Consider the following 19225-nt stretch of genomic DNA (forward strand, 5'->3'; position numbering starts at 1 on the left):
TAACCGTCCCCACTTACCGTCCCCAGTCCGGAGCGTACGACGCGAGATGGCGAACATCACCGAGAGCATCATTCGGCGTGCGCTGAAGGAAGTAGGGCGCACGGGCAAGCAGCGGCTGCTAGTCGATGGCGAGGGCCACGGCACTGGCCGCCTGGCTCTCATCCTCAAGCCAATGCCTACCCGCGTCACGGCAACCTGGATGGCACAACAGTGGCGCGATGGCCGCAGGATCAAAACGACGCTTGGACGGTACCCGGCGATGTCTCTCGCCGATGCAAGAGCGATCTTCGATCGTGACTATGCTCAACTCATCCTTGACGGGCGTAGCGTCAAGGTCGCGAGAGATAAGCGCCCCGGTACCGTTGCCGATCTCTTCGCTGGCTACGTTTCGTATCTGAAGAGCGAGAGCAAATCGTCGTGGTCCGACGTGGAGCAGCAGCTCAATAAGGCGGCCGATGTTATTGGGCGCCATGTGCTGGCCCGCGAGGTGACGCCTGACGACGTGCTCACCGTACTCCGCCCGATTTACGCGCGCGGCAAGCGATCTATGGCTGATCATGTCCGCTGCTATATTCGAGCCTCGTTCTCCTGGGCGCTCAAGTCGGAGCACGACTATCGGAGTTCGTCGCCGCGCCGGTTCAATCTCGTGTCAAATCCTGCCGTCGCTATACCGACTGAGCGAAAGGTCGCCGGAACGCGCTGGCTCGACGAAGATGAATTTCTGCGGCTGTACCGCTGGCTCGAATGTCCTGACGCGCCAGTACACCGGCCGTACACGCAGGCAGTCCGCATAATCATGCTTACCGGACAGCGCGTGGACGAGATAGCGCGCTTGCATGTCCATCAGTGGGACGCGCAGGAACTCATCATCGATTGGTCCAGAACGAAAAACGGAAGGTCACACGCTATCCCCGTTCCCTCGGTGGCTGCTGATCTTATCCAGAGCATCGCACCGAATGAACACGGTTGGTTCTTCCCGTCCGCGATGGATCCGACAAGACCCGTGAGTGCAGGTACACTGTACTCGTTCATGTGGAGGCAGCGGGGGCGGGAGGTAATCCCGATCGTCACCAATCGCGACTTGAGGCGCACCTGGAAGACGCTAGCCGGCAAGGCCGGAGTGCCCAAAGAGATCCGCGATCGCATTCAGAATCATGCGCTCCACGATGTTAGCTCAAAGAGCTATGATCGCTGGAACTATATGCGCGAGAAGCGTGCCGGCATGGCCGAATGGGACCGCTTCATCCGCTCGCTGCTCGAGAGAAAAGCGCACCGCCCGGCAGCCTAGAGGTTGAGAGACATGGGTGTGCCGCGATCGCTCAAGGCAGCCTACGCCATCAGCCCCCAATTACCATCGTGGCGCTTGGCAACAACTTCTGTTGATTTGTTGCCGGACTTCTAAACCCGGCGACGTCCATCGGACGACGCTTTTCTTGGTCGGCTGGACTAGCTTCTGCGCGATCTGCGCGAAGGAACTCGTAGGAAGTCTGCAGGCTCGACTTCAAGCACCTTGGCGAGCTTCACCATAAGTTCGAGACCCACGAAGCTACCGCCCGTTTCCAACTTGCTCATATAGGTCCGGTTTACGCCCGCCTCATGCGCCAACGCTTCCTGAGAATATCCCTTCTCAGTCCGGAAACGGCGGAGGTTTGTGGCGAAGACATGGCGATAATCCATGTCTTAGACAACATCGATGTCTGTTATTGACCCACCGCTTTAAACCGACAAAAATAGCCGGCACGGAAGGTCCGAAACGTGAACGGACTGAACCACGATGCCGGTGCGCTTGGCAGGCGTTATCGAACCGGGAGGGTCAAGATGCAGGACAAGCAATTTTCCCAAGATGGCATTATCTTCAGTTCGCCGCACCCCGAACCTTCGCTTCCCCCGCCGACGGACAGCGACGCAGGTCTCCTCGCCCTTGAGGCTCAATTTGACAGACTTGTCGCAGAATTGCTTGCTGCACAGAACGCAAGCAACAAAACAGCAATTGATCCTGACGGCCGGTCGCGCGACGGGCACGATGTTCAAGTTGGACTCGAGTCCTACACGGGTCACGAAGAACGATCGAAAAAGACGGAGGCCGTCTTAGCTCGTCTGTACCCGATTGAGCGAGCAATCATGACTACCCCAGCGCGCACGATCAAGGGATTGGGCGTCAAGGCGCGACATGCGGCCTATGTGATGTCCCACTACTGGGAGCAACCTATCGAGCAGATCGATTGGGATGCGCGAGCGACGCGTCTATTAATTGAAGCGGTCTGCGGGGTCGCTCAGATACCAGTGCCGGGCTGTGAAGTTGCAACCGAAGTCTCGCCCTAATGCTGCAAGCATTCCGTAGGCGTCTCAGGCGTTCTGGGCGATGCTGTCGGGGTCCAGCACTGGAGCGAAATGAAGTTCAGCGCCGATACGATGCAGCTGTCGCCGCATTCGCGTCACAAATTGGCGCGACCGACTAGCCGCCGGCGAGGTCATGATCGGCCAGTGCGCCCATTATCATTTCCCCGGGTCATTTCACTCGCTCGCTACCTTAGGGTCGGTGCCTTCGGCCTAGGTCCAGCGTCTCGATGCCACGTCTCCTAGACCTTTCTCGATCCTCTCATCCGCAGCGAAGCACAAGCTATGACTACTTAGCTTCGGATTCTCCCCAGAGCCTCGACCCGCCGCATTACCTTTAGTCGCTCGGAAATGCGATCCGGCAGTCGTCGCTCTACGAACAGCGTACGAACCTCATCAACGCTAAGATAAGGAGTGTGACCTTCCTTCTGCATAAGGTCAAACAGCGCGGGAAATTCGCCTTTCATGAGGAGCGAGTCGTACCACCGAACTCTGTCCTTCGTTCGCTCAATGTTCGCGGCTATATATCTTTCCAAATCCCCCCGCCTGAGTCCAAGCTCGAGAGAGCCTCCGGTATCTCTGCACTGCCTGGCAAAACTCGCGAGACGATCGAGTTCCGCCTCCTCAACATTTGCTTGACCATCTAAAATGCGTGAACCTACTCCTTGCTTGTCCAACGGACCATTCCGCAGCGAATCGAGTTCCACGCCGTACCATCCGGTGCGCAAAAGACGCCGCGGACTAAGGCCGTTTCCAATCAGTGCAACGACATAGCTGTTCACCCTTGTGCCGAGGCTGTCGCTACCTCCCGCTCTCGCGATTATCCGGGCGAGCGTTGCAACCGGTACGACGTGATCGTCGACGTAGCCGCCGGCAACGAGGGCTCGCAAGAACGGGCAGGGATTGTTTGGAGAAACGGGACGGGTTTCGTTCTGAATCGCTTCTGATGAGCGCGAGCTCGCCGCCGCGATTGCAGCCACGATCGCTTGTCCGGCGATAGTCCCTCGGGAGACGGCGGCTGTATTCGACGGATCGCTCGATTCCTGCAGTTGGATCGGAGATGTCATGGAATTCAGACGGTCGCGCGCGAGCCCCAGTACGCGATCAGCATAATCAGCCATCGGTGTGAACCAGCGACGTGCGGACGCCAGCCAGCTGTTACTGAGCGGGCCACTTTGACCAACCGCCATGGCTTCCATCGGCTTGAACAGTGCGTTACCGCAATTAATGCCAACGATGAAAACCATCAGGGGCAAAAGGGGACCGAGAAGCATGGCTGCTCGACTTGTGAACATTAACACTCCCAACCAACTCATAGCGTTGATAGTGAAAAGTGCGGCTCCAATCAAAGCAACTCTTGATCTATTGGTACCCGAGCGAACTCCTACGACCCAAGACAACAGCATTGTAAGCGCAAAGACCGCCGCACGTGTATCGGTGAATGTCTGGTCCGACAGGTTCATTGGAGCGAAACGATCAATCGAGAGGAGGGACGCCAAGAGCACGAGTCCGAACACGACCGTGTAGTCAAGGACTTTGAACCGCGGCATAGGCAGTCCGGAGGGTACGGCTCGCTCCGTTCCAGGAATTATGAGCGAGACCCGATCGAAATAACGTCCAACACTGTAGGCCGCCAACGCTCCGGCCGCGGCGCCAAAAGACAGTGGCGAGAATGACATCGGACCTACTCCGGCGAGCCATAGCGCACCCGATGCCACACCGGAAGCAAAAACCGCGCTCACAACAATATACGCCCGTTTTCGAACGCCGGAAATCGCTAGGAGAAATAGTACCAGAACCGCTAGTGTGCCCGGCGACCAGCCCAGCGGGGCTTTGAGTCCAAAGCTTGAGGCTGGGCCTGAGGGACGGTTGAGGTCACTTGCTCGTTCGGCCGAAGCGCTTAGAGTTTCATTAATTGCGCCGCTTTCACTCCTGCCTTGACCAGCGGGCCCATCCGCATCGGGCGTCTGGGGACTGTCAACCTCGTTGAGCCCGCTGTTGTTATCGTGCAGCCTGTCGACCGGTCTATTGAACTCTGCATCAGGGATCTTGTCGACCGGCCTATTGGGATTGTTCCCACCATCCGGAAGATTTTGGCGCTCGATATTCTTGTCTGTTTGGAGCGCGTCGCTTGGCCCACTGGCGTTGTTGTTGCCTTGCTGTCTGTCGACCGGTCTGTCGAATCCCGCGTTGTTTGGACGTCTTTGCGGGGGCTTGCTGCTTCGCGGCTCATCCGCCACCAACACTATAAGATCGCGGAGCTCTGCCTTCATAATCGTTGAATTCTGCGCTCCTGGGCGACTCTCTTCAAAATGAATCTTGGCAGTTTGTTTCTGTGCCGCTTGGCGGTCGGATTTCCCGGCCTGAAAGCAGAGCAGCAGAATCAAGACTACAACGCTCCATCGTGGCAGCTGCGACGTGGCACGTATCCTTCGAAATAGAGACGGACGCGAGACTAGTAGCGCTATGAATAAAACGGTCGCTGCAACATCCAGTGTAATTGTCGCGACCCATGGCGGTAGACCGTATTGCGACTTAGCAGGCAGAAAAATCTCCAACGGCGCTAAAAGCGCTAGGGTGAACAGATCCGGCACGTAGTACCAGAATGCCGCGAGTTCAATTAGGACTGCTGTACGAAAGCCCCGCAAGCCGAAGCGCCAAGCAAGGACTATTGAAAGTGGTACTGCTAGGCTAGGCAGGTCGATGACTACGGGGCCCGCTGAAAACTGCACGACGGTGAGCCATACCAGCGGCGCACATACCCATAGCCAAGTTGACACCGGCCGCGGACGCCACTCCCCAGCCTCATTGGTAACCGACGGCTCATTAGTTACAAGGCGCTGAATAAGTGGCCATGTCGCAGCGACTGCGGCGACCAACGGAAGCGGAATAATCCATTCGAAAATGCCACTCGGAACATAGCCGACGAATGTTAGAGCGAAGACAATGAATCCCGGCAGACTCAATACGAGCAACGCAACCAACACTCCCGGGCGGTCGGCGGTGCGGCGCGCCAGAACGAATGGAATGATAAGACCTGCCAATAACGATGGGAACAATCCGACCAGGAGCGCGAAAGGCGAATATTGATATTCGGGTCCTAGCAGAGCAAATGTTGTAGCCGCTACAATCCCCTGAAGGAGTGGAATTGAGCAAAGCGCGTAACCTCCGATGTGATTGACGATCCCGTGCGTCCGTAGAGCCGCCGAGAAGCCGACCGCCGAGCCAAACAGCATGAAGCCCAAAGCGAGGTACCAGGCACCGAAATGGCTGGCTTGTTGTTCCAGCGACCACGCTGGAACATTCTGTAACAACATCCAGGCTAGTTGAGCGCCGGAAGCCTGCCCGAGCACCAAACCCACGGCGGCATCGCGCCAGATCGGTGACGGAGGGGGCGATGATGATTGAAGCCCTGCTCCTGATGCCGATATCAGCGCCGCTCGCATGAAGCCAAGCGTTGCCAATGCTACACACCATGCGGCCGCGTGCGGCGACCAACCCGTGTATGACGGCACAAGGGTGCCGAGTATCACGCCCGCGCAGAATAGCCATAGCAGCGCAAGCATGGTCGCTAGATCGTACAATCCGGTTCCGCGGCCGGTCTGGACCAGGTCCTGCAATCCTTGTACCGCTTGCTTTGGTGGCCGAAGCGGCCGCAGGATCAGCAGCACAACCGATACCGCAAGGACGAGGGGACCTGCGAAGTCCAATATAGCGCTGGAGAGGCGAAAGTCCGTCGCAGAGCCGACGGTTAACCAACCAGCTGCCAACGTCAGCAGCCCTGCAATAGTAGCGGCGAGGGCGTGACGTGGAAATCCGCTTGGTTTCACATTCCCACGAAGTACAATGCCGAACCACACTGTGGCCGAGACGACCGGCAGAGAAGCGGCCGATATAAGCCATGCGGTTGACCAGGGAAGAAGGTCCTTGGCTCGGGCAATGAAGCGGTACCAACCACGTAGCGCAAGCTCGAGGTACGCACCAACCTCCACCTCAGCGAACAGTGCGCCAATCACCAGAAGCACGCCGAGAGCCGCGACCAGAAGCTCAGTCCGATCGGGAGCCCGCCACAGAGCAGCGAGACCTCCCCATCTGAGTGGCGCTGGAAGATCGTACTTGCCTCGCATAAAATCGAGAAACAAGCCGTCGGCCCGTGCGCCTGACGCGAGCCCATCTGCGGCGAAATGTATTTCCAACGTCGATCGTTGCTCGTCAGGTGCCGGGATCTTCGTAAGCAGGGCCGTCCAGGCCTCGCGGAGACCGCGCATCTCGCGAGCCGACGAAGCACCCATGAGATCTTCACGGAGCCAGTCCGGGATAAAGCTTTCCTTCAACCAAACCAGTCGACCAATAGCGAGGAGGCGGGAACGCTGCTCGCTCGCAAGGTCTACCGGATGGAGGTAACGATCGAGAGTCGACATCAAGTCGAGACGCACTTCTGGGAACGCCGCGACCCCGACAAGCAGACGGAATTCCTTCGGTGCGAGTAGGGATCTGATGATCCTCAGAAGCTCCGCACGAGCAGCGGGCTCGGGCTTGGTCTGAGACAGCCAGGTAAATCGCTCAGCCTGCCACCGTTCGAACTGAATCTCCTTCGCTGACGAGACCGACGTCGGGCCGGGGTCGTCGAGCTGCACACGATGCGCTAGGCTCGTAAGCCCGTCCGGATCCGCCGGAAGCACCAGGATGCCGGCTCGGGTAGCCGATGCCTCGGCGGCACCCCAGTTTTCTGTCCGGTTTGGTGTCAGCACGATTGGGGTCGGCAAGTCGTAGTCGGTCAGCCAACGTGCTGGGCCACCGGTCCGTTTGTCGATGACATTTCCGGCTTCCGCAAGAACTAGGACACGCGTTGGGCGGTCGGCGCCCAGCGCTCGCTCAAGAGACATGTTTAGGCCGCGAGCGCCATCTCTCGAGCTCTTTCTTCTTACCCAATTGGGCGAGCGTCGAAATTCGTAGACCGTGTGGCGAACGCCCGAACGTGCTAATACCAGGGAGAGGCGTTCGCCAAACTCCGGCATCGGATCCTGCGGACCTCCGCGTTCCACGAGTAACATCCAATTTGCTGGAATTCGACGGATGAGCGACGTGGGAGAAAAGCGTCCTCCTGCCTCAGCCGTCGCGCGCACCGTTGCGGGCACATCGAGAGTCTTCGTTGGTCTGTGTTGCGGACGATTTAGCAATCGTGCCGCCCGTAGCAGCTGAGGATTGTCCGTGTCGTCTTCAGGTCCCGCGATGCTCACGTGCTTAGGACGGCCATCTCGGCTGACCGGACCGTGCCTCACCGCCGCTCTGACACGACGCCAAATGAGAAAAATGGCAAAAACCGTAAGCAGTGTGGTCGCGATATTAAGCGGTGTAATGCCCGACGCGAGCTCCGGACTCGCTGTATTTGTTCGTGATTCCCAGCCGACTTTCCGAATGAGTTCGACGCCTTGCAAAAGGTAGAAGTACGTCATCGGCGCTATAAAATTGATCAGGACTCCGACGACCGAGAACGCGAACGCGACAGCAACTAAGATCGCCCATTCAACGCCAAGGCTGCGAATTCCATTCCGAGCAACGACACGTTTATTTGTCGATCCAATATCGTCGGCAAAGAGATGAGACGCAAGCACACCACGCAGCGCGTCAATTTGGTCGGATCGTGAGCAGATGACGGGCGCAATATAGCGCACCGTCTCGTCGAGGGTTGCAGGAGACTCCCCGCGCTCCTCTAGTAGCTGCAGAAGCCTTAGAACCTTTAGATGTTCGCCGGTTCCGGTCGGAAGACCAGCGTCTGCTAGGCCAGCGATAAGCTCATGCGAGCGGGACAGCCAAACGTCCGCTCCGATCATTGGGGCTACCCACCAGCTACGGGTTGCGATTTCAGCGAGGCATCTACAACTTCAGTCACGGCTGCGAGTGCCTCTCTGGTCTTCGCGAGTACGACCAGGCTGGCGCGAAGAGCGTCGGGAAGTTCGTTCGGCAAGGTCTTCTCAGAACCTAAGCCTTTCTTCTGAAGATAGGCGAACCAGGCGAGAAACTCCGCAGTGCCGGGCTTTCGCTCGCCGACAGGAAACTTGTCCACGATGTCGCGGAAGAGATCGACGGCCGCCTCTACCGTAACTGACGATTTCATCTCCGTAAACCGAAGCCTTAGCATGTCAATTTGACGTTCTCGGCTTGGATCTGGAATGTCGTAAAAGGCAACGCGCCGGAGGAACGGCTCGGGTAGACTTCGCTCAGCATTGCTTGTGATAACTAGGATCGGGCGCACTCGTGGGTTCTTCGCTTCGTCGCGGGGCACGCGTATCCGCACGCCTAGCTCCTTGATTTCAAAGGCCATATCTTCGAGCTCGCGCAGTAGGTCGTTTGGAAGGTCTCGCGGAGCCTTATCGAGCTCGTCTATCAATACGAGCTTGACCACGGGCCCATCGCATTCGGGAAAGATTTCTGGAGCAAGTTCCTTGAAAGTCTGCGGCGCTTCGTCCTTGTGCCGACCACGGAACGCGTGTCCGTCGAGAAGCTCGATCGGCGCTTGCGGTCCGCCCGCAAGCAAGATCGCACGACCAAGTGGCTGCAGACGCAAATACGCCCGCAGCGGTCGAATGGCTGCCTCCGCTCCAAGGTCATCCCCCCGGCCACTAGCCTGCGCATCTTGAAACCGGCCGAGTTCGTCGAAGATATAGAGCAAGTCGCGAGAGGTCGCGTCTGACTTGACCACGACCTCTAAGGGCTCTCCCAAATTCAGCTCGGCTGCCAAAGCATGGGCAAGCCTGGTCTTTCCGCTTCCCGGCGGCCCCGTTAGTAACAGCGGCAAGCCGAGAAGTATCGCGACGTTCACGGCGCTCTTCAGGCCGTCATCGGGCACATAAGTTTCGCTTCGGCGCAAAAGATCATGAATTGAAGGCGGAAACTCCGGAGCGATTTCCCTGCTTCGTCCGGGAACTCCCGAGTAAAATTCGACAGCGTCTTTCACATATCCTCCGGCATTAGGGCCCTTAAAGCGTGCGCTTATTGACAGCGGTGATGATCTCTCTCATTCGCACGTCGATGTCTTCGATGAGATCGACGCGTAACGCGCGGGCGAGCTCGCTTTCGATGTCAACCCTTCGTGGATGATCCCTTCGTATGATGGGATCCAGCCAACTGCGAACGTCAACGCCGCGAACCTTACAAAGTCGGCGCTCATGCTCGTCGGCAAGGGTATCGCTGTGATAAAATAAGGTAGTGTCGATCGATTCAGAGGCCCGCAGGTCGGGATCGATATGGCCAATCAGCAGCAACGGCAGGTATTGTAGCGCGGGCACCCGCTTGGCGGCCACATCGATGATGCTGCGCCAGAATGCTACCAGGTCGTCGACCAACGGCCGGTCTATAGCGCCGTCGCATGGGCCATCGATTTCAACGTAAATGACTCTTGCACCGGACCCCAGCGCGGCGAGTTCCTCGACGATGGCGACTGGATCAATCACCATTCGATCTTCGGTGAGACAGTAGGCAAGCTCTTCCCTAAGATCGCGCTTCCTCCGTTCGGCTGGATCTCCGCGCTTTGGCCAGCGTGAGACCCGACGTACGCCACCGATCGCGACTTTCTCGGTGAAGACGGTCTCCTCGAGCCGCCATAATAGAATATCGAGGCAGTCGGCTTCGAACGCGTGAAGGTCAAGCACTGTCCCCCGCCACAGGTCGGGTTCATCTCGTCGATCGGTCCATTTAAGTGCGCGCTTTAGTGCTCCTTCGGCGAGCTTGTGTTGCCGGCCACGATCCAGTTGGTAACGCGCCTTCTCCAGGAGCTTGAATAGATCTGGATCACCGCCGCGGACACCAAGGATATCAGTCGGCTCCCAGGCGCGCTTGAGTCGCCACCGCCAGTCGCGCGGCTGAGGCGGCCAGTCGGCCTCTTCGATGCACTCAACCACTGCTTTGGAGAACCCGTTGCTATAGCCCCCCTCAAGACCCTCCACGGGAGTGGGGGCGAGCTCCTCAGAGGAAAAGTATCTGGCTTGGACGACTGGGACGCGCGGCCGATCGAGCTGTAGCGTCTGAACACGACTGACCTCGTCCTTGCCCGTTACCGACCATTCCTGGGGCGTGCGACAAGCATTGATGCAGAAGATTTGTTCGGCGAACTGCGGCATGCCTTGCAACTGAGCGCGCAGCTCTTCGATAGCGAGACAGTTGAATATCTTCGCATTATTTCTGACGACGAAGCTGTCGGGCAAGACGATCAAGGTCTCTTGTTGCTTTTCTGCCGCAACGCCGTGTCCGCTACAGAAGAAAAAGAAGCGGTCACCCGCGAATTCTCCCTCGCCAAGCTCCCTGCAGATGAAGCGCTTGAGAACGTCCTCCTTGAGCTTTCCTGGAACGACTCCTCCTACCGTGGCCGGCAAACGGGTGCGCGTACCGAGTAGGAGCTTTATCCGTGCCGGCTTTACGCCTCGGCTCACAAGGGCTCTGGTAACGGCAATAGCATCATGCGACGTGCAGTCTTGGCTGACGTTCCATTCCCCCGGCAGATCAGGGTAGTGGGAAATTCCTAGTACGAGTGCTACGATGTCGCTCATCGTTAGGCTGCCAAGAACGCTCGAATCTTGTCCCAAGTGAGTGATTGACGCCAGTAGCCCGAATGAGATGCGGGGAACGGCAAACCGCTGTTGACTTCGACGTCGGTGCGAGAGCCTCCACCCGAGTAAACATCTCTTGTGACGAAGCTCAGGAAATCGCGAGCATCCCAAAAGTTCAGCCAATCAGGAAAGTCGACAGGAAGGGGTTGCCCGTACGGGAGCGTTCGCAGAGCATCAATTTCGTAGAAATACCCGGACTGAGACCCCGCAGTGATAAATTTCCTCACCTTTTTTCGGGTCGCAGCATTTTCGCACAGGGCTTCTAGCGACGCTATACCGCCCAGACTGTGTGCGAGAAGGGCTACTGGCTCGCTTGCGCTCGTGACCGTTTCGTGAATTCGGGCGCGGATGCGTTCACCATGGGCTTGGTAGTAGATGACGTCACCAGCAATGGGCGTCGCAGTCCCAGGCAAATTAGAGCGTTGCCCGAGTCCCCATCGGGTCGCAATCCGCGTACCGAGACCAATGAACGCTGATGCCGCGTAGTCCTTGACAGCGCCAAGCTGGGCCTGTCGAAGAAGCTGTTCGACTTCATGGACAAGTTCGTCGACTTGGGTAGAATTCGGCGGCGGAATGCCTTGCTCGATGGCGAGCCGCAAGGCCGCGGCGACAATCGCACGGGCAATGGCGCGCGAAGCTTGAGGGTGAGCCAGAGCGTCGCTCGTCGCCCTATCGGCTTGGATCAGCTTGAGCGCAGTCGCGAACGGCACCTCTAGATCAAGAGCTTTGAGATTATCGGTGAGGGCTGCGCTTGATACGAAGTTATCGAGGTTAGCCTTCAACGCGAGCCACGGAGGTATCTGCCCAGGGGCTACTCCGCCGCTGGCCGGCAATTCTGAAATCATGGCGCCGAGCGCACGCAACTCGAACGATGGGTCTTCAATAAGCAGTTCCCAAAGCCGCGCCGGGTCCTCCGGTCGGGCTTCTATGCCTAAGTTCCCTTTGATCGGCGGAAACGATTTGCCTCGCGCATTCAATTGGGCGCCGAGATCGTCCCCCCAACAGCACTCGACTAGCCTCCATCCGATTTGCCTGTAGAAAAGTTGATTCTGGATGACGCGGCAAGTTGCTTTATAGGGATGCTCGCTATCGTTCGGTGGTGACGCCGCCCGGACGCCTATTCCATGGACGAATATAATGCTCGGCATGGCCCCCCCCCCCGCTCGCAGTACACGCCCAAATAGTGTATGCACTTGAGTTCGCTCGGTCAAAAGGAATCCGGGTTCGTCTCCGCCGGGCAAATGTGAACTAGTTCACATATTTCGCTGCCATCGCTCGGTGCCTTCGCTGTATCTTGAGAGGCAGGATTCGATCCTCGTTCGGCAGGAAGGGCTGGTACGTTCGCAAGAGCGCATCAGCATCCGCGGCGAGTACGGCTCAACAGAATGTAACCGCAACTACGGCATCGCCCTGGCTGACATGTTCAATGGGCCGATGAAGGCGTGCGCCCACAAGCAGCGCAACTCCTTCATGATCCATGCACTCAAGGCCGCAATTGGATCGGGGCGACCGGCACAACACCGACCTCTCAGTGCTGTTGTATTATCGACCGTAGCTTTCGAACGCTTTCAAGAAGGTTGAAGGCGGGGACCCGCAACATCTCAAATTGCTATTTGAGGCAGCGGCCTGAACAGGCAGATCGGCCGGCCCGATCCGCGGGCACCCGGGTCTCCAAGCATGAGGAGTGGGCGACCGAGTGGAACGAAGGCTCAGCTGTGCTCCTTTATTCGAGCCATCCGCTCATCAAGAAGAGCTAGCCCCGACGTTCGCCATCGTTCCGTCACGCATGAGAGGCGCCAACTCCTGCTGATTCGGCGGATTCAATGCACGAAGAATTCATGACCAAGCATTGCTGCGCTTGTGGCAAGCTAAACCACGTCCTATTGTTTTGCTCTGGGGATTCCTGATAAAATAACGAGCGAGAGACTGCGGCTTGCTTCAATTGCCGCAAGCCCTTCCATGAGGCCCGCTGTTATTGGATATTCAAGGCCGGCTGAAAAGAAGCAGCGTTCGAGCGTCTCAGGCGGTTCAAGCGCCAGCCGGTCGGCTAACGCTTCGGACCCCCGCCCCTTCTGAAATGGTTTCCTTTGCCGGGCGCCCAGGTTGGCTTGTCCGGTCTACGCGACGGACGAACAGGCTGTAGCGTCAGGCGCTCAATCTGTTTGCGGGCCAACTGCATCTGCTCGTACAGCTCGTTGGGCGGAATAGTGATGCGGCCTGCGTCAATCTTGAGGATGTAGCGGAGAAACTGAATTCGAATATCGTCGAATCGGCTGTTTGTAAGCGACTTCTTGATTTCATCACGAGCGAACGGCTCGTTGATCCCGGTGACCAGTGCCATCTGATCAATGTATACGGGCGACGTAAGTAGCAGCTCCAGATGAGCAATGCCGCTCTCCTTGATCGCCACCTTGTCAGCGAGCGTCACGTATTGAACGTTCGGGTCAAGCGCCTCCACGAGGCGACGATCGTAAAGCCGATTAACAGCTGTAAGAATCAATTCTTCGGCGACGCCACATCCCTCAAAGAACTGCACGAGGTTCGAGACCGACCAGTGTGCGGCTTCAACGTTCTCATCTTGGCTATTGCGCGCATTGTGCATTTGACGGCGGAGAATCCACAGAATGTAATAGCTCAACAGCGGCGGCCCAGGCTTCTGCGGATTGGTCTGGAACAAGTTCGATATGTACTCGTTCTCCCGCTCGCTAAACCGGTCGTACTCACCTCTTATTAGGGCCCGATGCGTTCTGACGCGGTCGGTGGTCACGTCCTCGCCCGAGAACTTCGACTTGATGATGTCGTCAATCGCGAGCTCGGGAGAGATGAATATCCGCTCGGCAATTTTCAGCATTCGGCGGATATCGAAGTTTCCGAGACGCCCGATGAAGCCAGAAACATAGTCGTTCTCGACGAAAACCTTGCCGACAGCTTCGGCAAGAATCGCAAGATCGTTCACCCTCACATGAAAACCTCGCCGCGAGAAATAGGATTCGGTGGCCTTGGGTTCTCCATGGACCTTGCTCTTCAGGAAGTTGACACGGCGCGAGATGATCTCTTTCGCGTCGGGCACAGGCAAATAGAAGCTCTTTGCCGAATAGCTCTGCAACGCCCCTGCTTTCGACAGCCGCCACACAGTCCTGTCGGTGATCGGCACGATGGTGAAGACGGGCGCGGCGCTTTCGAGGGAATGCGCGAGCTGATACACCATATCCTGGACATCGGTCGGGAACTGGTCCGTGTTGTCGAATACCAGGCACGATAGCTTCTGGTGACCTGAGGCGGCCCAGGCGAGCAGCAGTCGCACGTATTCGTCGGGATGGTTTTCGCGCCGCTCCTCAATGTGCTTACCGAACTGGTCGCGAAACTCGTTCCTGTTGGTCTCGTACAGGTGCTTTCGCGGACCGGTTGACCACCGTTGGTACTCAGAGAAGAAAATGCCGCGCAACTCGTCATAGCTTGGCGGATTCGTCGCGCACACCACCGCTTCGAGCTTGTCGCGCAACTGGAGCATCGCCCAAGGCACGATGCCCCTGGGATCTGCGTGATAATCCTCAAGATCAACACGCGCCACGATGCACTTTTCCCGCAACTGCTTTGCGAGAACCTGCTCAAAGAACCTGTCAACAAAGGTCGATTTACCTGCACCCTTGTTGCCCACAAGTAAGACGGTCTCGGAACGGCGCGTGGTGATCACGCGCTGGATCTGGCTCTGTAGCTCCTCGCTTTGGGCGGTGTCGAGCGATGAGATGTTGTTCAACACCCGCTGGACGATCTTCTCCAACTCGAAGTCGGCTCTTTGGCTTTCTGAAGTCTCAACGAAGCAATCCCGAAGCATCTCGCGGTCTTTCTCGTTCGACAATCGCGAGAAGAATTGTTGGAACAGAAGCGCCGCGTCGCTGGCGAGCGGATCGCGTTGCCTCATGCTGGCTTCGCCCGGATCAAGCACGAAGAGCTGCTGCTCTGCCTCCGGCACGGCCAGCCCGTCAGCGTCGGCGAGATGCGCCAGATGCAGCCGCTTCATGATCGCTGGAAAGTTCAGCAATTCGACGAACTTCGCGAAGTTCGCGATCACCGTCTCCAAGCACGGGAAGAGGATACCCTTGCCTTCGAGCGGCTTCAGACCGTCCGTCCGGGATGCCCGGAAGAAGAGCCAGGTGTTGCCATCGGTGACCGCGGCGACTGCAACGCCATTTTCTAGAGCATATCCCATCGCCTGCTTGATGCCGGCCAACAGCGGCTTGACCACCGGTCCTGACAAGGTGACGACCATCAAATCTTTGGTCTTGGTCGCGGGTTGGAGAAGTCCAGCCTTCTTGGCCTCCAGCACCATGGCTCCGCGGCGATCGGCGATCGTCAAAAGGTAGTCGATGTAGCCTGAGTCAGTAGGCGGTTCGGTGAAGACTGCCTCGTGCTTCCACTCCAGAACCTCGAACAGAAACCGGTCCAAAACCTTCAGCCGCGTATCGGCCTCATTCAGCTTCGCTGCCAAGGCGGCTTCAATATCGGCCTTCAGTTTCAGCAGGCGCTCGTACGCCTGGTCGATCGAATTGGTCATGGCCACGCCCCGGACGGCTCAGGAGGCCTAAATAGCTGAAAATCGGTAGAGAATCGAGATTATTCAGGGTCCTCGCTTCCTTTGGCTATCCGAAGAATCCCCTCCACCAAGCAAATATTGCCCCACCAGCCGACAAGGCGGCCCAGCGAACACAACGCTCGACCGGACTCCTGCCGTCCCGCAGGATCGCTAGCCCAGCGAGGACGGTTTTGTTTGCGGCTCCTACCTGAAGTCGCCCGATACTGTCGATGACCTCCGATAGTGACCGGTCTTTAGACATGGCTCCGCCCTCCGGGCCAAAGCCCGTTGTGCCAAGGGATGCCCTCGGCTCCTGCGAAAAGGTCTAGTACGGTGGACTTGCAATCAACAACGCACCACGGACTGGCTCGTTACATAGTGACTCGAACCAGCCTGGCGTTAAGTGAGCGCCGCCGTGCGCTCACTCGCAACGCACTCTGCACAGATAGCTCTGACAAATGACGCGACCGTTTGTCAAATCTTGCCAGAAACCTCTATTTTTACAGGCTCCATTACGGGGACTCTATGAGCCGTGCGTTAACACCAGAGCAATTTATGGCAGCGCTAGAAGTCAAAACCAAATGCGAGAACGAATCAAGAATGAGCACTGCAACAATCTTCCTTCAAATTCAAGCCCCGACTAAACTCATTAGGTTCGGTGATGATCCTCGCCGACAAGCTGGTCGAGTAGAGCCCGAAACAGGAGACGCAGCTCAGTGACGCCAATACTCGTCCATTAAGCGGCGCAGGCCTGACATCAACACCTGCCAGGTTGGGCAGCTACCCAACCGACTCCGCATCAAAGCGCCGCCCAACTTGGTTCTCGTCTCGGCCACGTCCTCCGCACGATGGATCAGCCGACCGGCATGTCTGGCGTTAGGATCAAGCTCCGCTACCGCGAGTACGAGCGAGATTGACCGAGAGCTCGGAGAACAATTGGATTGCTTTCCGGCCTGCAGCGGCCGTTCGCTCGCACAACGGAACTGCGCGGTTCGCAATCGATCTGCAGCCCTCCGGAGGCGATCTGCGAACTTCAATCCAGAACGCGAGAGCCGACAGCTTTGGGCCCCCTAAACCGAAGCAAGCTCACCATGGACCGAGAGCGAGACCGGCAATTCCGTTCGTATGCGCGCTCAAACGCTGGCAAGTTGTTGACGAGCCGTGTTTTGTCGTGCCTTTCGCAGGTCCGCTGTATTCACTCGGACCGACTTTTGTAAACACCAATCGACGGGAGCTTTCTGTTTCACCCCAATGAGATAGCCGCGGGCGGCCCGCGAAGCGTCAGCACCGGAGGTGCATAGGGTGTGAGAAACTCCTTGCTTCGTTCTTCTGGCCTTCAGCTGCAAGTTTGCGCGGAATCAGGTTTGCTGGTCACCGATTTGGTCAAGGCCCCTATCGCGCGATGAGCTTGCTTGGAGACGAAACGGCAATGGTCAGAATGAACCCACGCGCCTGGCGTGAACTCCGGCAGCGAGCAGCAGCGCCACTGCCATCGGATCAAGGACGGCAACAAGCGCCAGCGTAAGCAGCCGGACCGCTCGCTCAAAGTCCGCGGCGGGGATGCCAATCAGCTCGGCGAGATATCGTATTGGTCCGACCTCGGCCTCGGCACGCCTGCGTTGCGCGTCAATCTTGGCTTTTTCGATCTGTAGATTAGCGAGAGCCTGGGACTCACGTTGGCGTTCTGCCGCGATGTCGGCACGTTCGCGACGCCTCTGGTCAGCAATCGTCATAGCTCCGACCGGCCGGCCAAGGCGCGTCGCCTCGTCGATGGCCGCGTCGATCTGGGCAATACGCCGGTCAATGTCGGTGACCACTCGGCTCTGCATCCCGAGGCGGGCCTCGACGTCTGCGGTTCTGTCGGCAAGGGTGAGATCTATGGATGTCAGATGGTCGAGGTGAGCGCGGGTGAGGAAGCCGAATACGCCAACGGCGTTCAGCCCCATCAACACGCCAATCATCAGGACGAGGACGAACCTCAGGAGGGACGGCGCAGACGTCCAATGCTCCGTCAGCCAAGCCGCCGCCACGAGCTTTCCGGCCTCCAGCACCGCGCCCATGATGATGACAGGCCAGAAGGCTCCGGCAAAGATCGCGGTCAGGCCGTCGATGGAAAAGGCAGCCGATACACAAGCCAGCGCCAGAGCCACAATCAAAGCAGCGAGCTTGACGCGTCTCGGGGAATGATGGGCTTCCTCCGCTCCGGATGTCCCTGTGACGCCGGCGGCGTCCGTAACCCCAGCGGTACCATCTGTAACGGTTGGTGTTACGGACCTCGTTACAATGATCGCTTCAGCGTTACGACTGATCAGGCCGCCGCGCTCCCAGGCTTTCAGGCGACGACTGGTCCGCATCCTATTCCAGCCCCATTGGCGTCCGAGCTCAGCGGCGCTGAACGTCACGTGTCCCTTGGGCTGGGAGCGCAGCCAGGCCAGCGCCTCCATGTCATCGAATGGATGGGGCGGAACGGACTCGGTCATGATCAGATGCTACTCCTTGCGTCTCGGCCCCGCGCGATCGGAGGCACGCGAAAGGCCGGCTGCTGCAAAGCGATGACGCTGACCAAAGTGGCCGGAACGGGGAGCTCCCTGCCCAGCCCGGGATCGGTCATCCCTCCTGCGCGCCCCCGTGGAGAGAAATACAGAGAGGCCCTGGGCGTAGTGGTGCCAAATGGTGGAAAGCGGACCAGCCATGCCATGCGCGCAGGTGTCCTGCAAAGGTGGCATGTCCGAAGCCAAAGCGGAACGGCCGAATTGCGCGACGTCGCGCGCTACAGCTCTCCCCTTAACGGCTACGATGCGCTGTTGCTGCCGACCTGCCGCCGATCGACACTCGATCTGAGCCGGCCGTATCGGCGATTTGCGTACGGCTTTAACACCAGCTTTCCTCGATGCTGGACCGGTGCGCGTTGAATTGATGCTGAAGGGCAGTCCGACTGCCCATCTCAGATCTGCGGACGAACAGCATCGCCGATACAGTTCGATCACTCTGGTTTGTCTCGATAGATCGCTAAGACCCTGCGCTCGGATGGCAATGGTCCGACCGGAGATGCAGCAAAGATGCAGCCTGAGACTCACCACTCGTGCAGCCGCCGCGCGGTGTCTGAGCGCAGTTCAGCCTGGGATTGGAGAGAAGCGGCCGTAGGGCGGGCTCGACGGCAAGATAAAAGCGCCTCTCCGCGGCGTAGACTCGGCGGTCGTAAGTTTTTGAGGTTACTTATCGCAGCACGGCACTGCTCCAACACTCATAGTGTTGCTAGACGAAGAAAGACCTGAGAGATCAATGTCCCGAATGGCACTAATCGCAGCTTAGCGAACTAGGTCGCAGAATTGGGACATACCTAGCCATGCGCGCATGGAAGGCTGCTACAGGGCTAACGGAGCCCGTCAAGGCTCGCCCTAAGCGCGCGGCGAAGCCGCTGACGGGCCTTGACCGGATTGCGGCTGGCCCGGACCTTTTCTTTCGAGGCGCCAATGGCTTCTTGTGAGCGGGGCTGCACTGATCACAACGCGAAGCAGTCCCGCGGGTCAGCTTTCCCATGAAGAACAGAAACGATCCAGGTCGATCCGAGGCGACACGATTAACCCAAAGCCGACGTTTGCGGCCGCATCAGCGGATTATCCGCTTTTGACCGATTTCGTTGAAAAAGTCAGCAGTTGCGACGCAGAGATATCGGTGATTCAGTCTGTCTAGTGGGCAGGACTGAAGG

At 58.0% G+C, this 19225-nt stretch carries 10 protein-coding genes; 3 read left to right on the top strand and 7 right to left on the bottom strand.

Annotated features, from left to right (window positions below; genetic code table 11):
* Positions 1 to 46 precede the first annotated feature (46 nt).
* On the top strand, positions 47 to 1288 hold the full coding sequence (locus QW863_RS31590) for a tyrosine-type recombinase/integrase (RefSeq protein ID WP_315769682.1): 1242 nt from the start codon (positions 47 to 49) through the stop codon (positions 1286 to 1288).
* A gap of 158 nt (positions 1289 to 1446) precedes the next feature.
* Here QW863_RS31590 and QW863_RS31595 read toward each other — a convergent pair whose 3' ends face one another.
* On the bottom strand, positions 1447 to 1677 hold the full coding sequence (locus tag QW863_RS31595; RefSeq protein ID WP_315769684.1) for a helix-turn-helix transcriptional regulator: 231 nt from the start codon (positions 1675 to 1677) through the stop codon (positions 1447 to 1449).
* A gap of 141 nt (positions 1678 to 1818) precedes the next feature.
* On the opposite strand from QW863_RS31595, the gene QW863_RS31600 reads away from it, so the two are divergent.
* Positions 1819 to 2322 (top strand): hypothetical protein, encoded by a 504-nt coding sequence (locus QW863_RS31600; protein WP_315769686.1) that lies wholly within the window; start codon positions 1819 to 1821, stop codon positions 2320 to 2322.
* A 308-nt stretch (positions 2323 to 2630) separates the two neighbouring features.
* On the opposite strand, the gene QW863_RS31605 is transcribed toward QW863_RS31600, so the two are convergent.
* From QW863_RS31605 to QW863_RS31620, 4 genes are read right to left on the bottom strand one after another with little or no spacing between them, the layout of a single operon-like run.
* Complete coding sequence (locus tag QW863_RS31605; RefSeq protein WP_315769688.1) at positions 2631 to 8171, bottom strand: hypothetical protein; 5541 nt, start codon at positions 8169 to 8171, stop codon at positions 2631 to 2633.
* A 5-nt stretch (positions 8172 to 8176) separates the two neighbouring features.
* The gene (locus QW863_RS31610) at positions 8177 to 9295 is read right to left on the bottom strand and encodes an AAA family ATPase (protein WP_315769690.1); all 1119 of its coding nucleotides are present in this window, start codon (positions 9293 to 9295) and stop codon (positions 8177 to 8179) included.
* 22 nt (positions 9296 to 9317) lie between these two features.
* Positions 9318 to 10883 carry a caspase family protein gene (locus QW863_RS31615; protein ID WP_315769693.1) on the bottom strand — a complete coding sequence of 522 codons (1566 nt, stop codon included), beginning with the start codon at positions 10881 to 10883 and terminating at the stop codon, positions 9318 to 9320.
* Between the two features lie 2 nt (positions 10884 to 10885).
* Positions 10886 to 12091 carry a hypothetical protein gene (locus tag QW863_RS31620; protein ID WP_315769696.1) on the bottom strand — a complete coding sequence of 402 codons (1206 nt, stop codon included), beginning with the start codon at positions 12089 to 12091 and terminating at the stop codon, positions 10886 to 10888.
* A gap of 130 nt (positions 12092 to 12221) precedes the next feature.
* On the opposite strand from QW863_RS31620, the gene QW863_RS31625 reads away from it, so the two are divergent.
* Positions 12222 to 12524 (top strand): hypothetical protein, encoded by a 303-nt coding sequence (locus QW863_RS31625; RefSeq protein ID WP_315769698.1) that lies wholly within the window; start codon positions 12222 to 12224, stop codon positions 12522 to 12524.
* Between the two features lie 466 nt (positions 12525 to 12990).
* On the opposite strand, the gene QW863_RS31630 is transcribed toward QW863_RS31625, so the two are convergent.
* The gene (locus QW863_RS31630) at positions 12991 to 15498 is read right to left on the bottom strand and encodes an AAA family ATPase (protein ID WP_315769701.1); all 2508 of its coding nucleotides are present in this window, start codon (positions 15496 to 15498) and stop codon (positions 12991 to 12993) included.
* Positions 15499 to 16949: 1451 nt separating this feature from the next.
* The gene (locus QW863_RS31635; RefSeq protein ID WP_315769704.1) at positions 16950 to 17996 is read right to left on the bottom strand and encodes a hypothetical protein; all 1047 of its coding nucleotides are present in this window, start codon (positions 17994 to 17996) and stop codon (positions 16950 to 16952) included.
* Positions 17997 to 19225: the final 1229 nt, after the last annotated feature.

Origin of the sequence: Bradyrhizobium sp. SZCCHNR1017, assembly GCF_032381375.1 — a bacterium.
In the GTDB taxonomy this organism is placed as follows: domain Bacteria; phylum Pseudomonadota; class Alphaproteobacteria; order Rhizobiales; family Xanthobacteraceae; genus Bradyrhizobium.

Coding starts and splice junctions, on each gene's coding strand:
- QW863_RS31590 (WP_315769682.1), top strand. CDS start 47: ATGGCGAACATCACCGAGAGCATCATTCGGCGTGCGCTGAAGGAAGTA.
- QW863_RS31595 (WP_315769684.1), bottom strand. CDS start 1,677: ATGGATTATCGCCATGTCTTCGCCACAAACCTCCGCCGTTTCCGGACT.
- QW863_RS31600 (WP_315769686.1), top strand. CDS start 1,819: ATGCAGGACAAGCAATTTTCCCAAGATGGCATTATCTTCAGTTCGCCG.
- QW863_RS31605 (WP_315769688.1), bottom strand. CDS start 8,171: ATGATCGGAGCGGACGTTTGGCTGTCCCGCTCGCATGAGCTTATCGCT.
- QW863_RS31615 (WP_315769693.1), bottom strand. CDS start 10,883: ATGAGCGACATCGTAGCACTCGTACTAGGAATTTCCCACTACCCTGAT.
- QW863_RS31620 (WP_315769696.1), bottom strand. CDS start 12,091: ATGCCGAGCATTATATTCGTCCATGGAATAGGCGTCCGGGCGGCGTCA.
- QW863_RS31630 (WP_315769701.1), bottom strand. CDS start 15,498: ATGACCAATTCGATCGACCAGGCGTACGAGCGCCTGCTGAAACTGAAG.
- QW863_RS31635 (WP_315769704.1), bottom strand. CDS start 17,996: ATGACCGAGTCCGTTCCGCCCCATCCATTCGATGACATGGAGGCGCTG.